Source organism: Dactylosporangium sp. NPDC051484, from assembly GCF_040689395.1.
Classification (GTDB): Bacteria; Actinomycetota; Actinomycetes; order Mycobacteriales; family Micromonosporaceae; genus Dactylosporangium.
This window is the reverse complement of the sequence record NZ_JBFAZX010000003.1, coordinates 361,741-371,472: the sequence shown is the minus strand read 5'-3', so window position 1 is coordinate 371,472 and position 9,732 is coordinate 361,741. Positions and strand designations below refer to the sequence as shown.

Genomic DNA, 9,732 nt, shown 5'->3' with positions numbered 1-9,732 from the left:
GCCCATCGGTCTTACATCGTCTCCACAGACGTCACTTCCCGCCAGCCCGGCGGTAGGCCCGGCCAGCTTGGTGATCGCTGCCCGAGCCGCACGAACCTAGCACACCTGTTCGCTTGCGCACCACGGGCGGCAGACGCCGGATTCGCCTTGGCGGCGAACCGGCTTTCCCTGCCCTGCTCCGCAGGAGATCCGTTTCCTCTCCGGCCTGAGGGCCGGAGTATCCACGGAGGTATCCGATGAACGGTTCCCTGCCGCCGATCGAGACGCCGGTGCTGCTCGCGGCGCTCGACGCGCTGCCGGCCCGGCTGCGCAAGAAGCTCGACGACGCCGCGGCGAAGCTCGCCGGCCGGGTGGTGACGCGCGACGGCGAGCGGCACACGGTGGCCATCGACGACGCGACGACGGTGACCCTGACGACGGACGGCGGCGTGGTCCGCGCCCCGGACGCCGTCACGTGCACCTGCCTGCTCGCCCCGAACTGCCTGCACCGCGCGGCCGTGTTGTCCCTGGCCCCGGTCCACGACGGCGACGCCGAGCCACAGGACGACGAACCCGAGGAGCAGGGGAACGAAATCCCGGCGCGGGACGACGAAGCCCCGCCGAAGGACGACGAAATCCCGGCCCGAAGCAGTGGGACACCGGCACGGGGCGGCGGGAACCCGGCGCAGGAGGGGCGCGACGCGGTGCGGAGCAGCGGCGGTGACGTCGAGGTCGAGGTGCCGCGGGAGGGCGCCGCGGTGCTCACCGCGCAGCAGGCCGCGGCGGTGGCGCAGCTGTGGCGGGCGGCCGTCGCGGTGCTCGCGGGCGGGGTCACCGGGTCCGGCACGGTCACGCGGGCCGCGCTGCTGCGGGCGGCGCACGAGGCGCAGGCGTGCAAGGTGTACCGGGCGGCGGCCGCGGCGCGGGTCGTGGCCACGCTGCTGCAGGCGGGCCGGGGCGGGGAGGCGAACTACCGGCTCGCCGATCTGTCCGAAGCACTGCGCGAACTGCTCGGCGTCGTGCATCGGCTGCGCACCGGGCCGGGCGGAGACGCCACCGCCCAGTCTGGCTCGATGGGGCTTCGCGGCGACCGATCCGGACCAGGTGGGGAGGGGCTGCTGGGCAGCGCGCGCCGGCAGTACCACCTGGAGGGCAGCCTGCGGCTGTACGGCCTGTGCACGACCGCGGTGCTGGCGGGAACGGGGCACGCGGGTGTGGTGACGTACGCGGCGGACCGGCGGGGGCGGCTGTGGATGATCGCCGACGTCATGCCGGGCGACGCGCGGCGGGCCGCGCGGGCGGGCGACGCCACCATCGCGATGGGCGAGACCGCGCTCACCCACCGCCGGCTGACCCGGGCGGGACTGGTCGTGTCGGGGGCGACCGCGGCGGGCACCGGGCAACTGGGCGCGGGGCGCGGCGTGCGGGCCGTGACCGCGTCCGGGGCGGCGTGGCACGAGGAGCCGCTGGCCGGGCTGTGGGCGGAGCCGGTCGCCGCGCAGGTGCACCGGGCGTTCGAGGCGCTGGCGGTGCCGGTGACCGACCGGCCGGCGGGCGCCGACCTGCTGTTCCTACGGGTGACGCTACGCGGGCGCGACGGCGACGCGGTCCTCGCCGAGGCTCCCAATGGATTGCCGCTGAGCCTGCGGGTGGCGGCGGAGCATCCGGCGCTGGGTTACCGGGAGAACCTGCGCGTGCTCGGCCGTGCGGATGGGGTCGAGCTGCTGCTGATCGCGCGGCCCGACCCGGGGCGGCCGGGGACGGTCCTGCCGCTCGCGGTCGCGCCGCCGCCGGGCGCGGCGTGGCACCTGCCGGCGCCGTTCGACGGGCATGCCGACCTGGCGTTCGACCGGCTACACCGCAGCCAGCTCCCCCATCCGGACGCGGAGAAGGACCCAGCGCGCGACGGCGAGGACGACGCCGCGGCGACGGCGGAGACCCGGACCGGCGGCGAGGACGGGGTCACGGGGCCGACCGGGACCGCGGGCGGCGGCGAGGACGAGCCCGCGGCGACGGCGCAGACCCAAAGCGGCGGCACGGACTACGTCACGGGGCCGGCCGAGACCGTGGGCGGCGGCGAGGGCGAGGCGACGGCGCGGACCGGGGGCGGTGCGGACGAGGGGTGGCGGCCCGCGGTACACGATGTGGCCCTGCACCTGCTCACGGCGCAGGTGGAGCGGACGGTGTCGGGCGGGCGGGTCATGCTGACGTTCCCGAACGGGCGGGGGGCCTCGGACACGGCCCGGCTGCGGTGGGCCCGGCTGGACACCGGCGCGGACCTGCTGGACCGGCTCGCCCGCGCGGCCGCGGACCGGCCGCGGGACGCGTTCGGGCGGCTGGCGGACGACGACGGCACGGCGTTCGCGCAGGCGTGGCTGGCCGCGGCGACATACGCCGACGCCGCCGGGCGCGCTCTTGCCGAGGCGTCGTGGCTGCCGGGCGACCCGCACCTGGAGCCGGCCGGATGATCGAGAAGACCTCAGGAGGGGCGGGTCGCCTCGATCGCGGCGATGAAGGCCTTCGCGCGGGCCTCGTAGTTGTCATACCGGCCGTAGCTGGGGGCCGCGGGCGAGAGCAGCACCACGCCGCCCGGCGGGACGATCTCGCGGGACAGGCGGACCGCGTCCGGCAGGTCGGCGGCCACCACCCGGCGCACGGTGGGCAGGTCGCCGACCACGTCGAGGATGTGCTCGCCGCTGTCGGGCACCGCGACGAGGGTGAGCTCCACCGCCGTGTCGCGCAGGTAGTCGCGCAGCGGGGTGTAGTCGATGCCGCGGTCCTGGCCGCCGACGATGACGGCCAAGGTGCGGCCCGCGTAGGCCTCAACCGCGTGGATCGTGGTCTGCGGCGCGGTGGAGAGCGAGTCGTTCACGAACTCCACGCCCGACGGGTCCGCGATCGGGGTGAGCCGGTGCGGCAGCGGCGTGTACGAGCGCAGTCCGGCCTCGATCGCCTCGCGCTCGGCGGCGACGTCGACGCCGGCGGCCTGCAGCGCGGCGAGGGCCACACACAGGTTGCCGGCGTTGTGGCGGCCGCGGAGGGGAAACGCGTCGCGCGGGAAGAGCCGTTCGCCGCCGAGGACCACCCAACCGTCGACGACGTGGAAGGAGTCCTCGGTGGCGGCCGGGACGAGCGGCAGGCCCGGGCGGGCGGCCAGCTCCGCGGCGAGGGTCGGGTCGGTGGCGTTGTAGACCACCGACTCCGGGCCGTGCTCGGCGATGTTGAGCTTGTGGGCGTAGTACTGCGACGGCTGGCCGTCGCGGGTCCAGTCCAGGTGCTCCTCGAACAGCGAGGTGAGCACGGCGACGCGCGGCGAGTCCCGCAGGTCGGCGCACTGGTACATGGACAGCTCGAGCACGTAGCGCTCGGCCGGCGGCAGCGACAGCACGGCGACGCCGATGTTGCCGCCGAGCTCGTTCGGGCGGCCGGTCGCGGTGAGCAGGTGCGAGATCAGCGTGGTGGTGGTGCTCTTGCCCTTGCTGCCGGTCACGCCGATGGTGTGCTTGGCGTGGTCGGCCATCCACAGCGACGTGCCGCCGGTGATGGAAACCCCGCGGCGGCGCAGCCGCTGGATCAACGGGTTGGACTCGCCAACGCCCGGTGAGCGCACGAGGATCTCGACGCCCTCCAGAGCCGGGCCCATGGCCTCGCCCTCGTGCAGCGGGGCCAGCTCGGCGAGCCGCCCCTCCCACTTCGTGGCCAGGAACGTGGTCTTGTCCTGCACGACGACCAGGGAGGCCGGGCCGACAGGGCTGATCGCCTCGATCGCGGCGACGCCCTCCCGGCCCGTGCCCCACACGGCCACTCGCCGCCCGGCGAGCTCCGACAGATGCATGAGTCGGTACTTTAGCCGCGACCGCCGGTCGACGCCTTGCGGTAGTCGCTGTTCAGTCTCCCGATCAGGGTGAGCGGGATGCCCTTGGGGCAGACCGTGGTGCACTCGCCGGTGTTGGTGCAGCCGCCAAAGCCGGCCTCGTCGTGCGTGGCGACCATGTTCAGCACCCGGGAGTCGCGCTCGGGCTGGCCCTGCGGGAGCAGGCCGAGGTGGCCGACCTTGGCCGCGGTGAACAGCATCGCCGAGCCGTTCGGGCAGGCCGCGACGCAGGCGCCGCAGCCGATGCAGGTCGCGGCCTCGAACGCCGCGTCGGCGTCCACCTTCGGCACCGGGGAGGCGTGCGCGTCCGGCGCCGCGCCCGTGGGCGCGGTGATGTAGCCACCGGCCTGGATGATCGAGTCGAACGCGCCGCGGTCCACGACGAGATCGCGCACGACCGGGAAGGCCGCCGCACGCCACGGCTCGACGTCGATCGTCTCGCCGTCCTTGAAGTGGCGCATGTGCAGCTGGCAGGTCGTGGTGGCCTTCAGCGGGCCGTGCGCCACGCCGTTGATCATCATGCCGCACATGCCGCAGATGCCCTCACGGCAGTCGTGGTCGAACGCGATCGGCTCCTCGCCCTGCAGGATGAGGCGCTCGTTGAGCACGTCGAGCATCTCCAGGAACGAGGCGTCCGGCGAGATGTCCTCGACCTCGTACGTCACCATGCGGCCACGGTCGGCCGGGCCCGACTGGCGCCAGACGCGCAGCTTGATCTTCATTACTTGTAGCTCCGCTGGGTCGGGTGGACGTATTCGAACTCGAGTGTCTCCTTGTGCAGCACGGGCGGCTCGCCGGTGCCGGCGAACTCCCAGGCCGCGACGTAGGAGAACTCGTCGTCGTGGCGCAGCGCCTCGCCGTCGGGCGTCTGGCTCTCGCCACGGAAGTGCCCGCCGCACGACTCGGCGCGGTGCAGGGCGTCGACGCACATGAGCTCGGCCAGCTCGAAGAAGTCGGCGACGCGGCCGGCGCGCTCGAGGTTCTGGTTGAGCTGCTCGCCGGCGCCGGGCACCTTGACCCGGGTCCAGAACTCCTCGCGCAGCGCCCGGATCAGCGAGACGGCCTTCGTCAGGCCGGCCTCGGTGCGCTCCATGCCGCAGTACTCCCACATGATGTGCCCGAGCTCGCGGTGGAACGAGTCGACGGTGCGGTCGCCGTCGATCGACAGCAGCTTCGCGATGCGCTCCTCGACCGCGCCGCGCGCCGCGACGACGGCCTCGTCGGTGTCGGAGACCTTCGGGAAGGGGCCGGCCGCCAGGTAGTCGTTGATGGTGTTGGGCAGCACGAAGTACCCGTCGGCGAGGCCCTGCATGAGCGCGGACGCGCCGAGCCGGTTGGCGCCGTGGTCGGAGAAGTTGGCCTCACCGACGACGAACAGCCCGGGGATGTTGGACTGCAGGTCGTAGTCGACCCACAGGCCGCCCATCGTGTAGTGCACGGCGGGGTAGATGCGCATCGGGGTGACGTACGGGTCCTCGCCGGTGATCCGCTCGTACATCTCGAAGAGGTTGCCGTACTTGGCCTCGACCGCCGGGCGGCCCAGGCGCGCGATCGCGTCGGCGAAGTCGAGGTACACCCCGAGCCCGCCGGGGCCGACGCCTCGGCCCTCGTCGCAGACGTTCTTGGCGGCACGGGAGGCGATGTCGCGTGGCACCAGGTTGCCGAACGCCGGGTAGATGCGCTCGAGGTAGTAGTCGCGCTCGTCCTCGGGGATGTCGGCCGGGACGCGGTCGTCGCCGGCCCGCACCGGCACCCACACCCGGCCGTCGTTGCGCAGCGACTCGCTCATCAGCGTGAGCTTGCTCTGGTGCGTGCCGGACTCGGGGATGCAGGTCGGGTGGATCTGCGTGTAGCACGGGTTGGCGAACAGCGCGCCCTGGCGGTGCGCCCGCCACGACGCGGTGACGTTGCAGCCCTTGGCGTTGGTCGACAGGAAGAAGACGTTGCCGTAGCCGCCGGAGGCGAGCACGACCGCGTCGGCGTAGTCGGTCGTGATCTCGCCGGTGACGAGGTCGCGCACGACGATGCCGCGGGCCCGGCCGTCCACCACGATCAGCTCGAGCATCTCGTGGCGGGCGTTCATCTCCACGTTGCCGGCCGCGACCTGCCGCTCCAGGGCCTGGTAGGCGCCGAGCAGCAGCTGCTGTCCCGTCTGGCCGCGGGCGTAGAAGGTGCGCGAGACCTGGGTGCCGCCGAAGGAGCGGTTGTCGAGCAGGCCGCCGTACTCGCGGGCGAACGGCACGCCCTGCGCCACGCACTGGTCGATGATGTTCACCGACACCTGGGCGAGGCGGTACACGTTGGACTCGCGGGCGCGGAAGTCGCCGCCCTTCACCGTGTCGTAGAAGAGCCGGTACACGGAGTCGCCGTCGTTGCGGTAGTTCTTGGCGGCGTTGATCCCGCCCTGCGCCGCGATGGAGTGCGCGCGGCGGGGGCTGTCCTGGTAACAGTACGAGCGGACCTTGTAACCGGCCTCGGCCAGCGTGGCGGCCGCGGCGCCGCCGGCCAGGCCGGTGCCCACGACGATCACGGTCAGCTTGCGCTTGTTGGCGGGGTTGACCAGCTTGGCGGAGAACTGCCGCCGCTCCCAGCGGGTCTCGATGGGCCCGTCGGGGGCCGCCCGGTCCGCGACGGGGTCGCCGTCGATCCAGTACGTCATGTCACTTCACCAACCCGGTGAGAACGGCGAACGGCACGGAGAGATAGCCGGCGACCAGCACGACCGACAGCACGAGGGCCACGGCCTGGGCCCGCCGCTCCCCGCGCGGGGACTGCTGGCCGAGGGTGCGCAGCGCGGAGAAGATCCCGTGGCGCAGGTGGAACCCGACCGCCACGATCGACAGGACGTAGAACAGCGTCACGTACCAGCGCGACGGCGCGAAGCCGGCGACCACGTTGGCGAAGGGGTGCTCCCTGTCGCCGATCGGGTTCACCGTGCCCGTGGTCAGGTCGAGGATGTGGAAGACGACGAACAGCAGGATGATGACGCCGCCCCAGCGCATGGTGCGCGCCGCGTAGCTGCCCTGCACCTTGGGCCGGTGCGCGTAGCGGACCGGGCGGGCGGCGCGGGCCCGGCGGGCCAGCACGACGGCGGCGAAGATGTGCGCGAGCACCGCGACGGTGAGCCCGGCGCGCTGCAGCCAGAGGAACCCGGTGCGCGGCAGCAGGGGCGCGCCGAGGTCACGCAGCCAGTGCCCGTAGTGATCGAACGCCGCCGCGCCGACGAAGATCTTGAGGTTGCCGGCCATGTGCGCGAACAGGAACAGCACCAGCAGGATGCCGGTGCCAGCCATGAGTATCTTCAAAGCGACGGACGACGCCTTCTTCTTCCGGATTGCCGGATGCGTCCGTTCTGCCGTTATTACCGCCACACCCGCCGACGCTAGGTCGGTCCGGCTCGATTCGTCCAATGCATGGAAGCCGCAGTCGCGATAGCCATAGGCTATGAGCATGCAACTGCAACAGCTTCGGTACTTCGCAACCGTCGCCGAAGTACGACATTTCACCCGGGCTGCGAAGCAGCTCGGTGTGAGCCAACCTACACTGAGTAAACAAATTCACACCCTGGAACACGCCCTCGGCGCCCCGCTGTTCGACCGCTCCCGCGGCAGCGTGGTCCTCACGACCGCCGGCGAGACGCTGCTGCCGCTCGCCCGCCGGGTCGTCGCCGACGCCGACAGCGCCCGCGACGCGGTCCAGGAGGTGGTCGGCCTGCGCCGCGGCCGGGTGCGCCTGGGCGCGACGCCGAGCCTCTGCACGTCGTTGGTACCGGTGGTGCTGCGCGAGTTCCACGCGCAGCACCCGGACATCGAGCTGCGCGTCGACGAGGGCGGCTCGCAGGACCTGGTGGCCGACCTGGTCGCACACTCGCTGGACCTGGCGCTGATCGTCGAGCCGGCGCGCGGCACCGACCCGGCCCTCGAGACGGTGCCGCTGCTGCGGGAGAGCCTCGTCGTCGCCTCGGTCTCGCCGCTGTCGCAGCGCATCTCTCTCGCCGACCTGCGCGACACCCCGCTGGTCATGTTCCGCCCCGGCTACGACCTGCGCGACACCACCCTGGAGGCGTGCCGCCGCGCCGGGTTCACGCCGCGATACGCCGTCGAGGGCGGCGAGATGGACGCGGTGCTCGCGTTCGTCGAGGCCGGCCTGGGTGTGGCACTGGTGCCCAGCATGGCCCTGGTCAACCGGCCGTTGCTGCACGCGGCCACGCTGGTCGCGCCGGGGGTGCACCGCACGATCGCCCTCGCCCAGCGCCGCGAGTCGGTCCTGCCGCACGCCGCGCAGGCGATGCGCGCCACGCTGCTCGACCACGTCGCGCGCGGTCCCCTCCCCGCCGGCGTCCGGCCCCTCTGACGCCGGGGATCCGCGCCGACTGGTTCGAGGACACCGCACACCTGGCCGCGCTGCGCGCCGAGCTGAACGAGGGACACGCCAACGGCACCATCGCGATCCCGCGCCGCCGCAGTAGCACTCGACTCCGTCCGGTATGTTCGCCAGCGGCGTGTCGTCCACGGCGAGGAGGAACGGGCGTTGCAGATCTGGGAAGCGATCGTGCTGGGCGTCGTGGAGGGCGTGACGGAGTTCCTCCCCGTATCCTCGACCGGCCACCTGACCATCACCGAGAAGCTGATGGGCATTCCGATCGACGACAAGGGTGTCACGGCATTCACCGCGGTCATCCAGGTCGGCGCGATCTTCGCCGCGATCATCTACTTCCGCACGGACATCATCCGGTTCATCACCGGCTTCTTCCGCGGGCTGCGCAGTGCCGAGGGGCGGCAACACCAGGACTGGCGGATGGCGATCAACGTCATCGTCGGCTCGGTGCCGATCGCCATCGTCGGCCTGGCGCTCAAGGACCTCATCGAGGGCGCGCTGCGCAGCCTGTGGTTCGTGGCCGGGGCGCTGGTGGTGTGGAGCCTGGTCATGATCCTGTCTGAGTACCTGGGCCGGCAGAAGCGTGGCGAGGCAGACGTGGGCTGGAAGGACGCGCTGATCATCGGCCTGGCGCAGTGCGTCGCGCTGGTGCCGGGCGTGTCCCGCTCCGGCGCCACGATCAGCGCCGGCCTGCTGCGCAACCTCGACCGGGTGACCGCCACCCGGCTGTCGTTCTTCCTGGGCATCCCCGCGCTCTCCGCGGCCGGCCTGCTCGAGGGCGTGCACCGGGCCGACGAGATCGCCGCGACGGTCGGCTGGGTGTCCACCGCGGTCGGCACGGCGGTGAGCTTCGTCGTGGCGTACGCCAGCATCACCTGGCTGCTGAAGTTCGTCTCCGGCCACTCGATCGGCGCGTTCGTGTACTACCGGGTCGCGCTCGGCGGCATCATCGTCGGCCTGCTGTGGACCGGCGCCATCACCGCCACCTGATCGTCTCCTAACGCCGGCTTCCCCTGGTCCTCGCGAGCACCTCGACGAGGACCAGGGGGATCACGCCGGCCGGGTACCACCACACGTCGACCCAGTCGAAGGCGTCACCGAAGATCAGACGCAGCACGGTGCTGTACTGCGAGAGCGTGTGCGGCACGCCCGTGAGCTGAAACGCCTCGATCGCCCAGCACCACCCGATCGCCCAGGCGCCCGCGGCCACCGGGGACATGCGGGGCCACAGGAAGACGACGCCGGCGTAGACAGCGGACGCGTAGAGCGCGGTGCCCGAGTTCTGCTGCAGCGCCCCGTTGCTGAAGACCTGACCGCCGGCGACGGCGCGGATGCCGAACGCCACGGTGATCGCCGCGACCGCCGTCACCACCGCGGCGATGCGCACCGCCCTCGTCGACTCGAGCATCCAGCGATGCTAACCTCGCATCGCGATGAGCCCGCGGGCGATGCCGCCGCCCGCTTGCGAGCCCGGCGCCTGGAGAAGACCTCGATCAGCGCGG

General features: G+C 72.5%; 8 protein-coding genes. 3 read left to right on the top strand and 5 right to left on the bottom strand.

The window, feature by feature from the left end; genetic code table 11:
- Positions 1 to 236: 236 nt before the first annotated feature.
- On the top strand, positions 237 to 2,447 hold the full coding sequence (locus tag AB0367_RS07940; protein WP_366225448.1) for a hypothetical protein: 2,211 nt from the start codon (positions 237 to 239) through the stop codon (positions 2,445 to 2,447).
- A gap of 11 nt (positions 2,448 to 2,458) precedes the next feature.
- On the opposite strand, the gene murD is transcribed toward AB0367_RS07940, so the two are convergent.
- The 4 genes from murD to AB0367_RS07920 are packed head-to-tail and all read right to left on the bottom strand — an operon-like array spanning position 2,459 to position 7,188.
- Positions 2,459 to 3,814, bottom strand: a complete 1,356-nt coding sequence (murD, locus tag AB0367_RS07935) for a UDP-N-acetylmuramoyl-L-alanine--D-glutamate ligase (protein ID WP_366225447.1) — start codon at positions 3,812 to 3,814, stop codon at positions 2,459 to 2,461.
- An 11-nt stretch (positions 3,815 to 3,825) separates the two neighbouring features.
- Positions 3,826 to 4,575 (bottom strand): succinate dehydrogenase/fumarate reductase iron-sulfur subunit, encoded by a 750-nt coding sequence (locus AB0367_RS07930; protein WP_366225446.1) that lies wholly within the window; start codon positions 4,573 to 4,575, stop codon positions 3,826 to 3,828.
- Positions 4,575 to 6,512, bottom strand: a complete 1,938-nt coding sequence (locus AB0367_RS07925; RefSeq protein WP_366225445.1) for a fumarate reductase/succinate dehydrogenase flavoprotein subunit — start codon at positions 6,510 to 6,512, stop codon at positions 4,575 to 4,577. The genes AB0367_RS07930 and AB0367_RS07925 overlap by 1 nt, the downstream gene beginning before the upstream one ends.
- A gap of 1 nt (position 6,513) precedes the next feature.
- Positions 6,514 to 7,188 carry a succinate dehydrogenase cytochrome b subunit gene (locus AB0367_RS07920; RefSeq protein ID WP_366225619.1) on the bottom strand — a complete coding sequence of 225 codons (675 nt, stop codon included), beginning with the start codon at positions 7,186 to 7,188 and terminating at the stop codon, positions 6,514 to 6,516.
- A 109-nt stretch (positions 7,189 to 7,297) separates the two neighbouring features.
- On the opposite strand from AB0367_RS07920, the gene AB0367_RS07915 reads away from it, so the two are divergent.
- Positions 7,298 to 8,206 (top strand): LysR substrate-binding domain-containing protein, encoded by a 909-nt coding sequence (locus tag AB0367_RS07915; RefSeq protein WP_366225444.1) that lies wholly within the window; start codon positions 7,298 to 7,300, stop codon positions 8,204 to 8,206.
- 177 nt (positions 8,207 to 8,383) lie between these two features.
- Positions 8,384 to 9,220 carry an undecaprenyl-diphosphate phosphatase gene (locus tag AB0367_RS07910; RefSeq protein WP_366225443.1) on the top strand — a complete coding sequence of 279 codons (837 nt, stop codon included), beginning with the start codon at positions 8,384 to 8,386 and terminating at the stop codon, positions 9,218 to 9,220.
- A gap of 7 nt (positions 9,221 to 9,227) precedes the next feature.
- Here AB0367_RS07910 and AB0367_RS07905 read toward each other — a convergent pair whose 3' ends face one another.
- Positions 9,228 to 9,638, bottom strand: coding sequence for a DUF2809 domain-containing protein (locus tag AB0367_RS07905; RefSeq protein ID WP_366225442.1), 411 nt, complete (start codon positions 9,636 to 9,638; stop codon positions 9,228 to 9,230).
- Positions 9,639 to 9,732 lie beyond the last annotated feature (94 nt).

Coding starts and splice junctions, on each gene's coding strand:
- AB0367_RS07940 (WP_366225448.1), top strand. CDS start 237: ATGAACGGTTCCCTGCCGCCGATCGAGACGCCGGTGCTGCTCGCGGCG.
- AB0367_RS07925 (WP_366225445.1), bottom strand. CDS start 6,512: ATGACGTACTGGATCGACGGCGACCCCGTCGCGGACCGGGCGGCCCCC.
- murD (WP_366225447.1), bottom strand. CDS start 3,814: ATGCATCTGTCGGAGCTCGCCGGGCGGCGAGTGGCCGTGTGGGGCACG.
- AB0367_RS07905 (WP_366225442.1), bottom strand. CDS start 9,638: ATGCTCGAGTCGACGAGGGCGGTGCGCATCGCCGCGGTGGTGACGGCG.
- AB0367_RS07930 (WP_366225446.1), bottom strand. CDS start 4,575: ATGAAGATCAAGCTGCGCGTCTGGCGCCAGTCGGGCCCGGCCGACCGT.
- AB0367_RS07915 (WP_366225444.1), top strand. CDS start 7,298: ATGAGCATGCAACTGCAACAGCTTCGGTACTTCGCAACCGTCGCCGAA.